Raw genomic sequence first — 15,612 nt, 5'->3', positions numbered from 1 at the left:
TTGGGAAACGGGCAATTCCGTGATATGACATGTCATATCACGGAATGGAGGCGCCTATGAACGAGCATTCACAGGTCATCAAGATTGCTCAGGTTTTCAACAATGGCCGCAGCCGGGCAATCAGAATTCCGAAGGAATTCGAATTCGATGCGGACCAGGTTGAGATTCGTATGAGCGAAGACGGAGATCTGATTGTTCATCCAGTGAAACGCAAAACTTTGCTGGAGGTTTTATCGGAGCTGGAGCCGTTATCGCCACAAGATTGGATGCCTGAGATCAACGACGACGATTTGCCGCCGTTGAAAGATGTGAATTTCTAATGCCTTATCTGCTCGACACAAATACGCTTTCGCGTCTTTCCAGTGACCCGCATGGTCAAGTCAGTCGAAAGATTGCGGAGCTTGGCGCCGATGATGTCATGACGAGCGTCATTGTTGCCGGCGAGGTTGAGTTTGGTTTGGAATGGAAAGGGTCTGAAAGGCTGCGCCTGAATATGGAGGCGATCTTGCAGGCCATCAGCGTGATGCCTTTGGAGAATTCGGTTTATCGCCATTACGGATGGTTGCGGGCGGATTTGAAAAAGAAAGGTACACCGATTGGTCCGAACGATCTTTGGATCGCTGCCCACGCTTTGGCGCTGGATGCGGTGCTGGTGACGGACAACGAGGATGAATTCTCCCGCGTGCCGGGATTGAAGGTAGAAAACTGGCTGCGTTAGCAGCGTTTGATGAATAGGGACGAAAGCATGGGCAAGGTAACAGGCTTCCTGGAAATCGACCGGCAGGTCGGCAAGTATCAGCCGGCGTCTGATCGTATCCGGCATTTCCGTGAATTCACGATCCCCATGTCGGACCCGGAAGTGCAGAAACAGGCAGCTCGCTGCATGGACTGTGGCATTCCTTATTGCCACGGCCCGACCGGCTGCCCGGTTCACAACCAGATTCCGGATTGGAACGACCTCGTCTACAACAACAATTGGGAAGAGGCGATCCGTAACCTGCATTCGACCAACAACTTCCCGGAGTTCACCGGCCGCGTCTGCCCCGCCCCTTGCGAGGAAGCGTGCACGCTGAACCTGGAAGATGCGCCGGTTGCCATCAAGACCGTCGAACAGGCGATTGCCGACAAGGCCTATGAGCTCGGCTTCATCCGCCCGCAGCCGGCGACTGTGCATACCGGCAAGAAGGTCGCTGTCATCGGCTCCGGCCCCGCCGGCATGGCCGCCGCCCAGCAGCTCGGCCGCGCCGGCCACGACGTTCACCTCTATGAGCGTGAGTCGAAGCCCGGCGGTCTGCTGCGTTACGGCATCCCGGACTTCAAGATGGAGAAGAACTTCATCGATCGCCGCGTCGAGCAGATGAAGGGCGAAGGTGTCACCTTCCATTGCGGCGTCAATGTCGGCGTCGACGTCAATGTCGAGCAGCTTCTGGCCGACCATGATGCCGTGCTCTATTGCGGCGGCTCGGAAACCCCGCGCGAGGCCGGCATTCCTGGCGTCGAGCTTGCCGGCGTGCATGATGCCATGCCCTACCTCGTGCAGCAGAACCGCCGCGTCGGCCGCGAAAACATCGACAGCGTCGGCTGGCCTGCCGATCCGATCCTTGCCGGCGGCAAGCATATCGTCGTTGTCGGCGGTGGTGACACCGCGTCCGACTGCGTCGGCACCGCATTCCGCCAGGGTGCTGTCAAGGTCACCCAGCTCGACATTCGCCCGCAGCCGCCGGAAAAGGAAGACAAGCTCGCCGTTTGGCCCTTCTGGGCGACGAAGATGCGCACCTCGTCCTCGCAAGCCGAAGGCGCCGTTCGCGAATTCCAGGTCGCGACGCTGGAATTCGTTGGCGAAGATGGCGTGCTGACCGGCGTCAAGTGCTGCGAAGTGGATGAGCGCCGCAAGCCGATCGCCGGGACGGAGTTCGTCATCCGTGCCGATCTTGCCTTTATCGCCATCGGCTTCCGTGGCCCGTTCACCGACGGCGTGCTCAAGGAACTCGATGGCCAGTTGACGCTGAACACCGACAAGCGCGGTTCGACCAACGTCGTTGCCGACGACAAGGACTACAAGACCTCTGTCGACAAGTTCTGGACCGCCGGCGATGTTCGTCGCGGCCAGTCGCTGGTGGTCTGGGCGATCCGCGAGGGCCGCCAGGCAGCCCGCGCGATCGATGAGGCCCTGATGGGCTCGACGGTTCTGCCGCGGTAAGTCTCGCCGACGATCTTCAGGCAGCCAAGTGAAGGCGGCCGAGGATCTTCACGGAGTCGCCGCGTCCGGCAGCCGATAATCATCCACGCGGCCTGCCGGCGCCGGCGCCATCTGGCCTTTGTCGACCAGAAGGTCTCGCGGCGATGGTGTCGTGGAAGCTGGTGCGGGCGTGCCGCCCAGGAGCTGCGCGCCGCCGTCGAGGTCTGGGTCGGAAAGGCTCATCGGCGGGATGCGGGTGATTTTCTCCATCTCCGTCGGAGGCAGGTTGGCTTGCTGCGCCGGCAGCGGATTGCCGGTATCGAGGCGGGTGATGTCGGGGCTTGCCTGATCGCCCAGCAGCCGGCGTGCCGATTTCTCCACATAGAAGGCGACCTTGCGCTTGCCCGCTGCGGTCAAATTGACACCGTCAGCGGTTCTAAGCCGCACCTGCTGGCCGTTGATATCGGAACCGGTGACGATGAACTCGCCGTTCTGGTCGGTAAAGCCGTCCCAGATGTCGATGAACTCTCCGCCGACGCTTGTCGCCTGGCTCTGATAGAGCTGGTTGAGCTTGACAGCGCTCGCCGTCAGCTGGTCCGAGCCGAAGGAGGGCAGACCGACCCAGAGCAGCGGAATGTGGCGGCTCGTCACCAGCTTGGCAAATTGCTGTACGCGCTCTTCATAGGCGAGGAACCACGGGTCCGTGCCGTATTTTTCGTTGAGCCCGTCGCCGATGATCTGCTGGCGGTCATTGGCGCCGAGCATGACGATGACAATGGCCGGCTTCAGCTGGTCCATCATCCCGGTCAATTGCTGCGGCCAGTTGTAGTAGTCCTGCCGCACGAGGCCAGAGGCGACATTGCCGCGCGTCTGGATGATGACGCCGGGGGAAGTGGAAAAGGCATCCTCCAGCCCCGTGCCCAGACCGCTTGCCATAAAGTCGCCGACGACGAGGATGGTTTTGGCATCCGGCAGCTTTTCCGCCGGAGGTGGTGTCTCCGGCTGGACCACCGGCTCGCGCGGCGGCGGTGTCGGCCGTTTGCGCGGCTGAACCTTTCGTCTTGGCGGTGGCTGGTCGATGGGCTGGTCGGGATAATCCGGCTCGCGGGTGCCGAACAGCATGTCGAACAAGTTTCTGCGTGACCGTTCCTGCGCCTCCGCCGCCGTCGATAGGCAGCCAAGTGCGATGATGGCGGCAAGGAGCGCCGTGAGAATGACCCTTAAGGCTGCCGTGGTCGCGCGGGCAGGTCGTTCTGTCATAGCTACTTTTCCGCTCACGGCCCATGGTCGCATGAGAGTGGCTCCCTGGTCCAGCGATCCCGGATTCGATTGATGGCGGCCCCTACTTGCGCAACGCGTTCAGCAGGTTCATGGACGGTTCGCCATCCGCATCCATGCCGATGCGCTGCTGAACCGCGGCGATGGCAGCCTTCGAGCCGGAGCCGAAATTGCCGTCGACGACGCCGTCATAATAGCCGAGCTGCTTCAGCCGCGTCTGCAGCTCGAATTTCTGCTGCACGTCCAGCGCACCGCTGGGGCGCGGCCAGGTTTGCTGCATGCCGCCATAGCCGGCGAGCTGATCGGCGAGCAGGCCGACGGCCACAGCATAGCTGTCGGATGCGTTGTAGCGCTTGATGGTGAAGAAGTTGCCGCTCATCAGGAAGCCCGGGCCATCCGGTCCGCCGGGCATCTTCAGCTGTGCGCGATCGGAGGTCAGGCGGAAGCCCTTGCCATTGGGGCGGACGAAGCCGAGAGCCGCCCATTGTGCGAGCGTGTGAGTCTTGCCGGCCTGTGCGCCGCCGCCCGGCGGCACGACCACTTCGTAGCCCCATGTACGGCCAGTTTCCCAGCCGTTCTTCGCAAGCAGGTTGGCCGTCGTTGCCAGCGCATCCGGAATGGAATTCCAAATGTCCGCATGACCGCTGCCGTCGGCATCAACGGCATAGAGCAGATAGCTGGTGGGGATGAACTGGGTATGGCCCATGGCGCCGGCCCAGGAGCCGTTCAGCTCCTTGCGCGACACGTCACCCTTCTGAAGGATCTTCAGCGCTGCGATGAGCTGCTTCTTGGCATAGTTGGCGCGCTTCGGATCGGCATAAGCGAGCGTCGCCAGCGCGCGGGGCACGTAATGCAGCCGATCGTTCTTGGCGAGAACTGCGCCGTAGTTCGACTCCATCGACCAGATGGCGAGCATGATATTTCGATCCACGCCGAAGCGCTGCTCGAGCGAGCGAAGCGTGGACGCATATTTAACCGCCATCTTCCGGCCAATATCCACGGTATAGGGATTGACACGGGAGTCGAGGTAATCCCAGATTTGGGACTTGAATTCCGGTTGGTACTGCGCTTTTTCAAGGACCGTGGGGTCGGGGTCCGTCACGCCGGCGAATGCATCGCGATAGGTCGATTGTGTAATGCCGCTCTTTGCGGCGGTCGTGTAGAAGCCCGCGATCCATTTTTGGAACCCTGGGTCAGCATTGGCGTTAACGGGAGCAAGTCCCGCGAAGGCAGCGAGCGCGAGCGCTAGAACGAGACCACGAAGGGAGTTTTTGCGGTTAGGGGTCATCTACAGCCTTGTCCATCGATCGTTGGATTTCGGTGCGGCGAAGCTCTTAGCGTTCATCCAAGCGTGACACTAGAAGAACGAAGTCAACAAATTCTTTACCATGGAAGCCGGGGTCAGTCATTATTTGCAAAACAGTAGCAAATTTATTCTACTGACCCTCAGAATGGCTTGGCGCCAGGCTAGTTAATGCCCAGGAGGTATGAGTGGGACAGCATAAAAAGGTGCGTAAGGCAGTATTTCCGGTGGCCGGACTGGGGACGCGGTTCTTGCCGGCGACCAAGTCGGTGCCGAAGGAAATGCTCACCGTCGTCGACAAGCCGGTGATCCAGTACGTCGTCGACGAGGCGATGGAAGCCGGGATCGAGCATTTCGTGTTCGTCACCGGCCGCAGCAAGCACGTGATCGAGGATTACTTCGACATTCAGTTCGAGCTTGAGCATACGCTGCGCCAACGCAACAAGAATGCCGAGTTGTCGTTGCTGAACGGCTTGCTGCCGAAAGCCGGCACGGCCAGCTTCACGCGTCAGCAGGAGCCGCTCGGCCTCGGCCACGCGGTCTGGTGCGCCCGCGAGATCGTCGGCGACGAGCCCTTCGCGCTGCTGCTGCCCGACATGGTCATGCGGGCCGAAAAGGGCTGCATGAAGGGCATGATCGAGCTTTACGAAACCAGCGGCGGCAATGTCATCGCTGTCGAGGAATGTGCGCCGGATCAGACGCACAAATACGGTATCGTCGGCGTCGGAGAAACGATCGGCAACGGTTTCCGCATCACCGAAATGGTGGAAAAGCCAGCCAAGGGCACGGCCCCGTCCAACTTCTTCATCAACGGCCGCTATATCCTGCAGCCGGAAATCTTCCAAATCCTGGAAAGCCAGGAGCGTGGCGCCGGCAATGAAATCCAGCTGACGGACGGTATGCTGAAGCTGGCACAGAAGCAGGATTTCGCCGGTTATCACTTCCAGGGCCAGACATTCGACTGTGGCGCAAAGGATGGCTTCATCCTGGCCAACGTCGCCTTCGCGCTTGCGCGCGCGGATATCCGCCCGACCATCGAGGATGAGCTGAAGGCGCTGATCGCTGCCCTGAAATAGGTCTCGAAGTTGCCAGGATGACAAATATGAGGCTCGGCATATGCCGGGCCTCATTTCATTTCGGCTGATGGGACGGGATCGAACGCGAGTCGCGCTGCGACGAACGGTTCAAGTGGTGATCAGCGCTTCACCGTCAATCCGACGCCGGCCTGCAGCTGGCGCGTGTCGTCGCCGGTCTTTCGCGAGGTCAGCTGGTAGCCGACATTGCTGGTCAGATCGAGGTAACGGTTGATCCCCCATGTAAGGCCGAATGCCGCGTCATATTCGGTCTCGTCGGCAAAGGAGCTGATGGACGGATAGTCACGCCAGATCGTTCCGCCCGTCAGCTTGGCGGTGAGATCGTCACGCAGCTGGTGGCTCAGGGTGCTGGTGATCTGATAGGCGGTGTAGCCGCTTTCGCCAGCTGTGGTGGAGGGCTGGACCGTGGTCGAAAGACCGACGCTGACATCGGTGCCGCGCTGCGGCGACCAGGCGAAATTACCGTCGATCGTCGGCGAATCGATCGAGGCGAGGCGCGAATCGTCGAATTGCGTGTGCTGATAGCCGAAGCCGAGCTCGCCCTTCATCTTATCGCCGAGATCGAGCTCGACACCGGCCTTGCCGCCGTAACTCTGGTTCGAGCGGGCATATCCGCTGCTGTCGCGCGTCTGGTCGTAGACCGCGCGGCCGAGATCGGCTTCGACGAAGGGGATGATGGCCGGCGACAGCTCGTAGCCGATGCGTCCGCGCCATGTGCCGGCGGTCTGGTCGCGGTCGCTGAGCGTCACCTGGGTTCCATCCGAGAGCACGGCATCGGAATAGACGGTGCGCGTCAGTTCCACGGCAGTCGTGCCGCGCAGCAGGCCGAAGTCGCGCTCCAGCGACAGTCCCGTGGTGAACTGGTTGACGGCCGACTGTTTCGTGGCGCCCGCAATAGCGTTCGGATCGCTGGTGTCCTCACGGTAGAACTGGTAGCCGGCGGTGATGTGGGCAGTGGTATCGGCGGGAAGATCGAGGCGCAGGTCGGCATTGAGGTTGATCGTCGGCTTTTCCTCGCCCGTGCCGCTGATGTTTCTCTGCCAGACGCCTTCGCCTGTTATGGTCAGCGCATGCCGGTCCCAATCCGATGTCAGCGTGCTGCGCAGGTCCGTCTGCAGGAAGGTGCGGTCGTCCTTGGTGGAGCCGGTGCGGTCTTGCTCGATATTGATCGACTGGTTGACGGAAGGGCGCAGGGTGAATGTGCCGAGCGGTATGCCCTGCGCATCCTCGCGATCCGGATGCTGGCGTGCCCTCAGCCCGTCGACGCTGGTCTCGGGCAGGTTGACGCGGCGCAGATCGGTGTCGAGCGTGGAGCCCGTCGTGGTCGGATCGACGCTATCGAGGCGAAGGCGCAGGTTGGGCGGCGCATCGGCATTGGTGGACGCCTGATTCGTAGATGTCGTCGGTTGTGTATTGCTCGAGGATGCGGCCGTCGGGTCGGTCGGTGACGTCGTTGTCGTGTCCGTGCCCGATGAGCCCGATGAGATTGTCTGGGTGTCGTCGGGATTTTGGCCTGGGGACAGCGATTGCGCGTTCGCCGACATCGGCACGGCGAATGCGACGCTCCAGCCGAGCAGGGCGGATGTCGCCCATGCCGTCAGCCGGAGGGTGCTATTACCCGCCTTGTTCTTGCCGATGCCCATTTTGCCTATATCTGACCTTACTGGAAATGCCTTAAATCCTTACCCAAGTGTAAAGCTGCGTGGTTAACGCTTGGTTGCTAAAGGGCCGTGGAGAGCATGCCGCCGGTAATATTGTTGAGGCCGCCGGCCTGCTGGTCGCGGTGGCATAAGTCGATCTTCAGTGGACAGATTTACAGAAAAGCGTTAGGCCTCCCTCATGAATAAGAGAGCTGTAAGACTCATCGAGAACGGTGCGATCGAATCCGCGATGCGAACGATCGAGACCGAGAGACGGGGTCTCGAGGCGCTGGAACGTGCACTTGCCGATGGTTTGGCCGGTCCTTTCAGCCGAGCGGTCGAGATCATCGGCGATATCCGCGGCCGTGTGATCATCACCGGTGTCGGCAAGAGCGGCCATATCGGCAACAAGCTCGCCGCCAGCCTCGCTTCCACGGGAACTCCGGCCTTTTTCGTGCATCCGGTCGAGGCCAATCACGGCGATCTCGGCATGATCACGCATGATGACGTCATCGTCGCCATGTCCTGGGGCGGCGAGAGCGCCGAGCTGCGCGGTATCATCGCCTATTCACGGCGCTTCTCGATCCCGATGATTGCCATTACCGCAGGCGAGACCTCGACGTTGGCGCGCGAGTCGGACGTTGTTCTGCTGCTGCCCAAGGAGCAGGAAGCCTGCCCGCACGGGCTGGCGCCGACGACATCGACGCTGCTGCAGCTCGCCATCGGCGATGCGCTCACCGTGGCGCTGCTGGAGGCACGCGGCTTCACCGCCGAGGATTTTCGCACATTCCATCCCGGCGGAAAGCTGGGTGCCAGCCTTTCACATGTTGCCGATATCATGCACAAGGGCGATAGCGTGCCTCTCGTCAAGCTTGGCACCGGTATGCGGGAAGCTGTCACGACGCTGGCGAAAATGCGCTTCGGCTGCGTCGGCGTCGTCGATGATGACGGCTGCCTCTGCGGTATCGTCACCGACGGCGATATTGCCCGCAATCTCGGTTCCAGCCTCGCGGAGATGCTGGTGGACGAGGTGATGACGCGCAATCCGAAGACGGTCAAGGAAACGACTCTGGCGACCAGCGCGATGGCCGTGCTCAATCGCCACAACATCTCGGCGCTGATCGTCATCGACGATGCGCGCCGCCCGGTCGGCATCGTCCATTTCCACGATCTGTTGCGGATCGGGGTTGCCTGATCAGACCGGTTCGACCGTAAGCTCGCGACCGTTGCTGGCGACGATAATGACACGTGTGCCAACCGGTAAATCAGGCCCCCTGACTGTCCAATAGGTGTCGTTGAGGCGGATGCGGCCGCGGCCCTCGGCTATGGGCTCGCCGAGCGTTGCCGTACGCCCGACAAGGCTTGCGCCGCGCTGGTTCAGGAAGGGCTCGTCCGTGACCTGGTTGTTGTTGTAGAAATAGCGGCGCCCGAGCAGGGCGACAATCACGGCAACAGCCGCAAAGACCAGCCACTGCACTTGCCAGACCCAGAAGGCGTTATCCCAGAAAAGCAGCGAGAGTGCCCCGACGATGATGCCGGCCAGACCGACCCAGACGAGGAAGAAGCCCGGCAATACCAACTCGGCGGCGAGCAGTACCAATCCCAGCAACCACCAGCTCCAGGGGCCGAGCTCCACGACGAGATTGTCGAACATCTCAGCTCTCCCTGGGCGTCAGCGGATTGACCGAAGGCGTGGTGCGAACTGCGCCCGAGCGCGACCGTGAAGGCTGCGGTGCGCCATTGCCGTCGCCATTGTCGCCAAAGACCTCGCGGGCAATGGCGCCGATGCCGCCGAGCGAACCGATGAGTGAGCTGGCCTCCATCGGCATCAGCACGATCTTCGAATTGCTGGCAGAGCCGATTGCCGTCAGGGCTTCGGTGTATTTTTGCGCGACGAAGTAGTTGATGGCCTGCACATTGCCTTCGGCGATCGCCACGGAAACCATGCGGGTGGCTGTGGCTTCGGCCTCTGCGAGACGCTCGCGGGCTTCAGCGTTGCGGAATGCCGCCTCGCGCTGGCCTTCCGCCTGCAGCACTGCCGACTGCTTTGCGCCCTCCGCGCGCAGGATCTGCGCGGCACGGAGCCCTTCTGCTTCGAGAATCTGAGCGCGCTTTTCACGCTCGGCCTTCATCTGTCGGCCCATGGCGTCAACCAGGTCCTTCGGCGGCTGGATGTCCTTGATTTCGACGCGCGTAACCTTGATGCCCCAGGGCTCGACCGCCTCATCGACGACACGCAGCAGACGCTCGTTGATGACGTCACGATTGGACAGTAGTTCATCCAGGTCCATCGAACCCATGACCGAACGGATATTGGTCTTGGTGAGGTTGAGGATCGCGCTTTCGAGATTGGTGATCTGATAGGCGGCCTGAGCCACGTTCAGCACCTGGAAGAAGGCGACCGCATCGGCGGAGACGCTGGCGTTGTCCTTGGTGATGACCTCCTGCGTCGGCACGGCCAATACCTGCTCCATCACGTTCATCCGCACGCCGATCGTTTCGATGAAGGGCACGATCAGGTTGAGGCCCGGCTCCAACGTACGGATGTAGCGGCCGAAGCGCTGGACCGTGTAACGATAGCCCTGCGGCACCGTCTTGATCCCCGCAAACAGCACCAGGATGACCAAGACCACCAGGGCAACCACGAAGATGCTGAAACCACCGACTACCATTGAATTCCTCCATGGACGCGCCAGCGGAATGCGGGCCTCTCGCGTCACCTAAAGCGCTGCTGCTTCATCTCGGCACGTCTGGTCGAAAACGCATCACGGCAACTCAATCAGATGTGGTGGGTTAGCATGTTCTCGGCAAGGGAGGAATGGGTCGCCCAGCTACACGATCCGGTGTCCCTGTGATTGCTTTCGCCCTATCAATCAATCGCGATCCGGGTCTTGCTTCCGACGGTTGATATTCATACTTTAGTAGGGAGATCTCCGGCTCCGCTGCCACACAGCCTTTCGGCCCCAACCTTTGCGCATCATCAGGGTGAAGCTATGAATATCGATAGGACCTTACGGTCGGTCGTGGCCGTGCATGCCTCAATTCCGGAAGACGCTTTCACGGCGACGACGCTCGGCACCCGCAGGGAAGGCAACGGCGTTGTTATCCGCGGGAACGGGCTGGTGTTGACGATCGGTTACCTCATCACGGAGGCCGAAGAAGTCTGGCTGACGACGAATAGCGGTCGGGTGGTGCCGGCACACGCGCTTGCCTACGATCAGGAAACGGGATTTGGCCTGGTGCAGGCGCTTGGCCCGCTCGACGTGCCCGCACTGGAATTCGGTGATGCCGAGAAGGCCGAGATCGGCGATCCGGTCGTGATCGCCGACGGCATCGGCCAGTTCGTCGAGGCGAAGATTGTCGCCAAGCAGGAGTTCGCGGGTTACTGGGAGTATCTGCTCGACGAGGCGATCTTCATCGCGCCGGCACATCCGTCATGGGGCGGCGCCGCGCTGGTGGACGAGGATGGCAAGCTTCTGGGTGTCGGTTCGCTGCATCTGCAGATGGCGACCCAGAATGGCGAGGGCGCTGATATCAACATGGTCGTGCCGATCAACCTGCTGCTGCCCATTCTGGACGATCTGATCAAGCGCGGGCATGTCAACAAACCGCCGAGGCCCTGGCTTGGTGCTTTCTCGGCCGAAAGCAATGGCGAGGTCGTTGTCATGAGCGTGACCGAAGGCGGTCCGGCTGCTCAGGCGGGATTGCGCCGCGGCGACGTCATCTCGGAGATCCGCGACGCGGAAGTGGATGGGCTGGCCGATTTCTATCGGAAGATATGGGAGAGCGGGCCTGCTGGCGCCGAGATCCCGATGCGGGTGCTGCGCAACGGCCGAGAGGCCTGGTTGCGCATCAAATCCGCCGACCGCGGAAGCTTTCTCAAGAAGCCGCAGCTGCAATAGAGTTTCATCGCCGGGATCATCCCGGCGATCGGTCAGACCCAGCCGAGCAGTTCCCGCCGCACGACCTTCTCCAGTACTCTCATGCCGTCCTCGCTGTCGTTGAGGCAGGGGATGTGCGTGAACTTATCGCCGCCATTGTGATGGAAGGATTCGGCCGCCTGTTCGGCGATCTCTTCCAGCGTTTCCAGGCAGTCCGAGACGAAGCCCGGGTTCAGCACGGCGATGCGCTTGGTGCCGTCCTTGGCAAGCTGTTCAACCGTCTTGTCGGTGTAGGGCTGCAGCCATTCCTCCGGGCCGAAACGGGACTGGAAGGTGACTATCAACTGATCCTCTGACAGCCCGAGCTTTTCGCGCAGCAGGCGGCCGGTCTCGATGCATTGGCCGTAATAAGGGTCACCCTTCTGCGAATAGGAAAGCGGGATGCCGTGGAAGGAGGCCAGGATCTTTTCCGGCTGCCAGTCGAGCGTGGCCAGATGCCCGGTGATGGAACTGGCGAGAGCCTCGATATAGGTCGGATCGGTGTGATAGTCGGGTACAGTGCGCAAGGCCGGCTGCCAGCGCATCTTCACCAGTTTCTCGAAAGCCTTGTCGTTGACTGTCGCGGTCGTTGCCGCCGCATATTGCGGATAGAGCGGAAAGAGCACGATGCGGTCGCAGCCGCGGTCCTGCAGTGCCTGGATGCGTTCGCCGATCGACGGCGTGCCGTATCGCATCGCCCAATCGACGATGACATCAGGCAGATCCGCCAGGCGCGTAGCCATCAGGTCCGACTGGTTGCGGGTATAGGTGCGCAGGAAACTCTCGTTCTTCTCCTTGTTCCAGATCGTCTCATAGGCCTTGCCGACCTTCTGCGGCCGGGTGTTGAGGACGATGCCGAAGAGGATCGGGTACCATTTCCAGCGCGACCATTCGATGACGCGCTTGTCGCTGAGGAATTCGCGCAGGTATCGCCGCATCGACGTGTAGTCGGTTCCGTCAGGGGTGCCGAGGTTGACGAGGAGGACGCCGATCTTGCCGGATTTTTGTTGTGTTTGGCCGGTGGCGACTTCTGCTGTCATCAATCATGTCCTCTGAGCAAAACGAAGCTCTTCACTTAGGAACAAAAGCCGGCCCAGGAAAGCCCGGACCGGCTGAGTTCCGCGAGACAAATCGTCTTACTTGGCCGGAATCCTCAACTTTTCGCCGACCGGGAGATGGTGCGGCTTGAGATTGCGGTTGGCCGCCACAAGCTTGTGCCATTGGTTGGCGTTGCCGTAGTAGGTCTTGGCGAGATCCCAGAGCGTGTCGCCGGCGACGATGACGTGGGTTGCCGGGGTCTTCGGCTTTTCGCTGGCCTCGGCTGCCGGCGCGGCGGTCGCTGGCGCGGCGGTTGCGAGAGCCGTTGTCACCGGTGCTGACGTTGCCGGGGCTTCCGTCGCAGGTGCCGATGCAGCAGGCGTCGAGGTTGCCGGAGCGGCTGGCGTGTCCGCGGGCTTCGCCGGCGTGGTGGCGGCGGGCGTTGTCGTCGCGGGCGTCGAGGAGGCCGGCGGCGTAGCGCTGGGTGCTGCCGCGCCGGTATCGGTGGGTGCCGGCGCAGGCTTTTGTTCCGGCGCAGCCTGCTGCGGGGTTTCCGCCGGCTTGGCCGCTTCGGGCTGGGCAGCAGCCGGCGCTGCGGCGATCTGAGTTATGCGGCCGTCCGTGTAGGGCTTGTAAGGGTTGTGCGCGGCAAGATAGTCGGCGACCACCGATTCCAGGTTGGGACCGAAGTCATAGGCATTCTTGCTATCCTTCGCGAAGACGGTGTAGCCGTCGCCGCCGGCGCGCATGTAATTGTTGCTGACGACACCATAGGTCTTTTCGGGATCGATCGGCTTGAATTCCGTGCCTTCCTGTACTTCGACGGAGACCAGCCGGCTGCCCGGCGGCTTCGACTTGTCGAAGCTGTATTTGAGGCCTGCTACCTGCGGGAAGCGGCCGGCGCCGTCGTCGATCTGGCTGAGGCCGTTTTCCAATGCGGCCTTCACGTTCGCGCCGGTGAGCTGGAAAGTCGCCACCGTGTTCTGGAAGGGCAACACGGTCAGTACGTCACCCATGCTGACATCGCCGCCGCCGATCGAGGCACGCAAGCCGCCGCCGTTCTGGATGGCGATGCTGATGCCTTGACCCTTGGTACGGTCTAGCATGGCGTCGGCGACAAGATTGCCCATAGAGCATTCCTGAACGCGGCAGATTTCCCGGGCGCCTTCGATCGGGCCTTGTGAGCTGCCGATGACCTTCTTGCGCAGCTCTTCGATCGGTTTCGCCATTTCCAGCACGCGAGCGGCAATCGCCGGATCGGGCTTGATGGAGGCGTCGAGCAGGATCGGATCGCCGTTGGCGCCCTTGACGGCGCCGTTGTCGTCGAAGGTGACGACGAGATCGCCGAGATATTTGCCGTAGGACGCCGCCTGGACGACCGGCACCTTATAGCCCGCCGGATTGTCGACCATGGTCGGATAGGGGCCGGCCGCCTTCGGATCCGTATTCGACAGCAGCGTGTGCGAGTGGCCGCCGACGACGACGCTGACGCCGGCGATCTTGGCGATCTTCTCGACGTCGCGCGGATAGCCGACATGCGTGAGCGCGATGATCTTGTTGACGCCCTGCGATTTCAGTGCGTCCACCTCGGCGCTGATGGCGGCGGCATCGTCGGTGATCTTCACATGCGGGCCGGGCGAGGCGAGTTCGGGCGTTTCCGTCGTCACGGCGCCGACGATGCCGATCTTCTGGCCACCGATAGTGAGGACGATCGATTTCTTGATGCGCTCGCCGAGCTTCGACTGGCCGTCGACGACCAGATTGGCAGTGACGACGGGGAATTGCGCCTTGTCGAGGAAGGCGGCAAGTGGGCCTTCACCGTCATCGAACTCATGATTGCCGACGGTCATGGCGTCGATCTTCATATCGTTGAGGAATTCGACTTCGGCCGCACCCTTGTAGGTCGTATAGAACAGGGAGCCCTGGAAATTGTCGCCGGCATCAAGCACCACAACATTCTGGCCGGCAAGTGCTGCGCGGCGCTGGTCTATGGCAGTCTTCAGCCGCGCTGCCCCGCCGAAGCACTCGTTCTTGGCTTCCTCGGCCGCAGAGCATGTCGCATCGAACTTGTTGATCGACTCCACGCGCGAATGGAAATCGTTGAAGTGCAGGATGTTGAGCTGATAGTCCGCGAAGGCTGTGCTGGTGCTGAGCGCCAATGCCGCGGCGGCCAAAAGGCCCACTCCGAAGGGCTGCTTCATCTGTCTCTCCTGTTCGTCATTACAATCCGGCCCGCCTATGCCCCACGGCGGTCCCCCGCGACGATGTTTTCATCACCGTGGAGCGAGCGCAAGCGAAAGCTGTTGGCTTCATTAGGATTTTACAAATTAACGGATTGAGCCTTCAGATCAGGCGCATGCCTCGATGGAGGCGTCTCCGTAGGCTTCCCGCAATGCCGTGGCGGCATTCCAGCCGACAGCGCAAAAGACAAGCAGGCAGCAGAGCGCCGCAACGGAGTGAAAGCGCCGGCTCCTGACCCGATAAAGCAGGATCGTGCCGGCACCATAGATCAGCAAGACGGGGAGCGCGAAGATGAGGACGCTCATCGGCCCGTCGCAATCGAGCGCCTCGATACCTTGAGCCCGGTAGCTGTTGACAGGGAGAATCGCGGCCAGGATGGCGAAGGGTAATGCTGCGATGAGAGCCAGATAGAGCACCATCATACGGCGCATGGCGTCTTATCCGTCCGCCGGGCCTGTTCAGCCCTGGCGGTTGAGGGAGAAGTGTCCGCCCGTCTCGGAGGTGCAGTTAAGTTGACCGGGGTTGGCCATGAAGCAATTCACCTTGGAGCTGGTGCGCTTGATGTTCGAATAGAGATTGATCTGGACGACGCCGGAGGGGTCGGTCGTGTAGGTTCCAGAGGCCATCTGCTGGTTCGTGCCGTCAGTCGTGTGCGTCTCGAAGCGGCCGGCCGAAAATGTCGAACTCAGACCGTTCGAATCGGCCCAGCTGCCTTCAACCGAGTTCGTCCGCGGCTGCGCGCCGGTGTTCATCGCCATCGGCGGCGGTCTCGATCCGCCGAAATCGACGCAGGCAGACAAGGCCGCCGAAGCAGCAACGAGGGCAAGGACGGTTCTGATCTTCATAAATATCTCCCGCGGTGAAGGGCGGACTGATGTCGCATTGGTTGCGAGAAAGATGGCGCGGCTATTTGGTTAAA

General features: G+C 61.4%; 15 protein-coding genes. 6 read left to right on the top strand and 9 right to left on the bottom strand.

The features are described 5' to 3' along the window. The first annotated feature begins 56 nt into the window (after positions 1 to 56). The 3 genes from JTP94_RS34685 to JTP94_RS34675 are packed head-to-tail and all read left to right on the top strand — an operon-like array spanning position 57 to position 2,200. Positions 57 to 320, top strand: a complete 264-nt coding sequence (locus tag JTP94_RS34685; RefSeq protein ID WP_246755449.1) for an antitoxin — start codon at positions 57 to 59, stop codon at positions 318 to 320. Then, a complete protein-coding gene (locus JTP94_RS34680; protein WP_204854838.1) occupies positions 320 to 718 on the top strand; it encodes a type II toxin-antitoxin system VapC family toxin in 399 nt (132 codons plus the stop codon). The genes JTP94_RS34685 and JTP94_RS34680 overlap by 1 nt, the downstream gene beginning before the upstream one ends. A 27-nt stretch (positions 719 to 745) precedes the next feature. Then, the gene (locus JTP94_RS34675; RefSeq protein WP_204854886.1) at positions 746 to 2,200 is read left to right on the top strand and encodes a glutamate synthase subunit beta; all 1,455 of its coding nucleotides are present in this window, start codon (positions 746 to 748) and stop codon (positions 2,198 to 2,200) included. Positions 2,201 to 2,248: 48 nt separating this feature from the next. On the opposite strand, the gene JTP94_RS34670 is transcribed toward JTP94_RS34675, so the two are convergent. Both JTP94_RS34670 and JTP94_RS34665 read right to left on the bottom strand, forming a co-directional pair. Then, positions 2,249 to 3,439, bottom strand: a complete 1,191-nt coding sequence (locus tag JTP94_RS34670; protein WP_204854837.1) for a DUF459 domain-containing protein — start codon at positions 3,437 to 3,439, stop codon at positions 2,249 to 2,251. An 82-nt stretch (positions 3,440 to 3,521) separates the two neighbouring features. Further along, entirely contained in the window at positions 3,522 to 4,745 is a 1,224-nt protein-coding gene (locus JTP94_RS34665; RefSeq protein ID WP_204854836.1) for a lytic murein transglycosylase, read from the bottom strand. A gap of 203 nt (positions 4,746 to 4,948) precedes the next feature. On the opposite strand from JTP94_RS34665, the gene galU reads away from it, so the two are divergent. After that, positions 4,949 to 5,836, top strand: coding sequence for a UTP--glucose-1-phosphate uridylyltransferase GalU (galU, locus tag JTP94_RS34660; RefSeq protein WP_204854835.1), 888 nt, complete (start codon positions 4,949 to 4,951; stop codon positions 5,834 to 5,836). A 119-nt stretch (positions 5,837 to 5,955) separates the two neighbouring features. Here the strand turns inward: galU and JTP94_RS34655 are convergent, their stop codons facing one another. After that, a complete protein-coding gene (locus tag JTP94_RS34655; protein WP_204854834.1) occupies positions 5,956 to 7,497 on the bottom strand; it encodes an outer membrane beta-barrel protein in 1,542 nt (513 codons plus the stop codon). Between the two features lie 196 nt (positions 7,498 to 7,693). Here JTP94_RS34655 and JTP94_RS34650 point away from each other — a divergent pair, with 196 nt between their 5' ends. After that, positions 7,694 to 8,689: an SIS domain-containing protein gene (locus tag JTP94_RS34650; protein ID WP_204854833.1), complete on the top strand. Its 996-nt coding sequence runs from the start codon at positions 7,694 to 7,696 to the stop codon at positions 8,687 to 8,689. Here JTP94_RS34650 and JTP94_RS34645 read toward each other — a convergent pair whose 3' ends face one another. Together JTP94_RS34645 and JTP94_RS34640 are read right to left on the bottom strand one after the other, a co-directional pair. Then, positions 8,690 to 9,148 carry an NfeD family protein gene (locus JTP94_RS34645; protein ID WP_204854832.1) on the bottom strand — a complete coding sequence of 153 codons (459 nt, stop codon included), beginning with the start codon at positions 9,146 to 9,148 and terminating at the stop codon, positions 8,690 to 8,692. A gap of 1 nt (position 9,149) precedes the next feature. Then, on the bottom strand, positions 9,150 to 10,166 hold the full coding sequence (locus tag JTP94_RS34640) for an SPFH domain-containing protein (RefSeq protein WP_204854831.1): 1,017 nt from the start codon (positions 10,164 to 10,166) through the stop codon (positions 9,150 to 9,152). A 321-nt stretch (positions 10,167 to 10,487) separates the two neighbouring features. Between JTP94_RS34640 and JTP94_RS34635 the strand changes: the two genes are divergently transcribed. After that, positions 10,488 to 11,396: a S1C family serine protease gene (locus tag JTP94_RS34635; RefSeq protein ID WP_034503486.1), complete on the top strand. Its 909-nt coding sequence runs from the start codon at positions 10,488 to 10,490 to the stop codon at positions 11,394 to 11,396. Between the two features lie 32 nt (positions 11,397 to 11,428). On the opposite strand, the gene hemH is transcribed toward JTP94_RS34635, so the two are convergent. The 4 genes from hemH to JTP94_RS34615 form a co-directional block, all read right to left on the bottom strand. Then, positions 11,429 to 12,454 (bottom strand): ferrochelatase, encoded by a 1,026-nt coding sequence (gene hemH, locus JTP94_RS34630; protein WP_204854830.1) that lies wholly within the window; start codon positions 12,452 to 12,454, stop codon positions 11,429 to 11,431. Positions 12,455 to 12,550: 96 nt separating this feature from the next. Then, a complete protein-coding gene (locus JTP94_RS34625) occupies positions 12,551 to 14,653 on the bottom strand; it encodes a 5'-nucleotidase C-terminal domain-containing protein (RefSeq protein ID WP_204854829.1) in 2,103 nt (700 codons plus the stop codon). A 147-nt stretch (positions 14,654 to 14,800) separates the two neighbouring features. Next, entirely contained in the window at positions 14,801 to 15,124 is a 324-nt protein-coding gene (locus tag JTP94_RS34620) for a hypothetical protein (RefSeq protein WP_204854828.1), read from the bottom strand. Positions 15,125 to 15,151: 27 nt separating this feature from the next. Then, positions 15,152 to 15,538, bottom strand: coding sequence for a hypothetical protein (locus tag JTP94_RS34615; protein ID WP_204854827.1), 387 nt, complete (start codon positions 15,536 to 15,538; stop codon positions 15,152 to 15,154). Positions 15,539 to 15,612: the final 74 nt, after the last annotated feature.

This window comes from Martinezella lusitana (genome assembly GCF_016901135.1).
Classification (GTDB): domain Bacteria; phylum Pseudomonadota; class Alphaproteobacteria; order Rhizobiales; family Rhizobiaceae; genus Rhizobium; species Rhizobium lusitanum_D.
Note: the sequence above shows the minus strand (reverse complement) of the source record. Positions and strands in the feature narration are given on the sequence as shown.

Excerpts from the sequence above, each read along its gene's own strand:
- JTP94_RS34665 (WP_204854836.1), bottom strand. The coding sequence starts at position 4,745 with ATGACCCCTAACCGCAAAAACTCCCTTCGTGGTCTCGTTCTAGCGCTC.
- JTP94_RS34635 (WP_034503486.1), top strand. The coding sequence starts at position 10,488 with ATGAATATCGATAGGACCTTACGGTCGGTCGTGGCCGTGCATGCCTCA.
- JTP94_RS34680 (WP_204854838.1), top strand. The coding sequence starts at position 320 with ATGCCTTATCTGCTCGACACAAATACGCTTTCGCGTCTTTCCAGTGAC.
- JTP94_RS34650 (WP_204854833.1), top strand. The coding sequence starts at position 7,694 with ATGAATAAGAGAGCTGTAAGACTCATCGAGAACGGTGCGATCGAATCC.
- JTP94_RS34645 (WP_204854832.1), bottom strand. The coding sequence starts at position 9,148 with ATGTTCGACAATCTCGTCGTGGAGCTCGGCCCCTGGAGCTGGTGGTTG.
- hemH (WP_204854830.1), bottom strand. The coding sequence starts at position 12,454 with ATGACAGCAGAAGTCGCCACCGGCCAAACACAACAAAAATCCGGCAAG.
- JTP94_RS34625 (WP_204854829.1), bottom strand. The coding sequence starts at position 14,653 with ATGAAGCAGCCCTTCGGAGTGGGCCTTTTGGCCGCCGCGGCATTGGCG.
- JTP94_RS34620 (WP_204854828.1), bottom strand. The coding sequence starts at position 15,124 with ATGCGCCGTATGATGGTGCTCTATCTGGCTCTCATCGCAGCATTACCC.
- JTP94_RS34640 (WP_204854831.1), bottom strand. The coding sequence starts at position 10,166 with ATGGTAGTCGGTGGTTTCAGCATCTTCGTGGTTGCCCTGGTGGTCTTG.
- JTP94_RS34685 (WP_246755449.1), top strand. The coding sequence starts at position 57 with ATGAACGAGCATTCACAGGTCATCAAGATTGCTCAGGTTTTCAACAAT.
- JTP94_RS34655 (WP_204854834.1), bottom strand. The coding sequence starts at position 7,497 with ATGGGCATCGGCAAGAACAAGGCGGGTAATAGCACCCTCCGGCTGACG.
- JTP94_RS34670 (WP_204854837.1), bottom strand. The coding sequence starts at position 3,439 with ATGACAGAACGACCTGCCCGCGCGACCACGGCAGCCTTAAGGGTCATT.
- JTP94_RS34615 (WP_204854827.1), bottom strand. The coding sequence starts at position 15,538 with ATGAAGATCAGAACCGTCCTTGCCCTCGTTGCTGCTTCGGCGGCCTTG.
- JTP94_RS34675 (WP_204854886.1), top strand. The coding sequence starts at position 746 with ATGGGCAAGGTAACAGGCTTCCTGGAAATCGACCGGCAGGTCGGCAAG.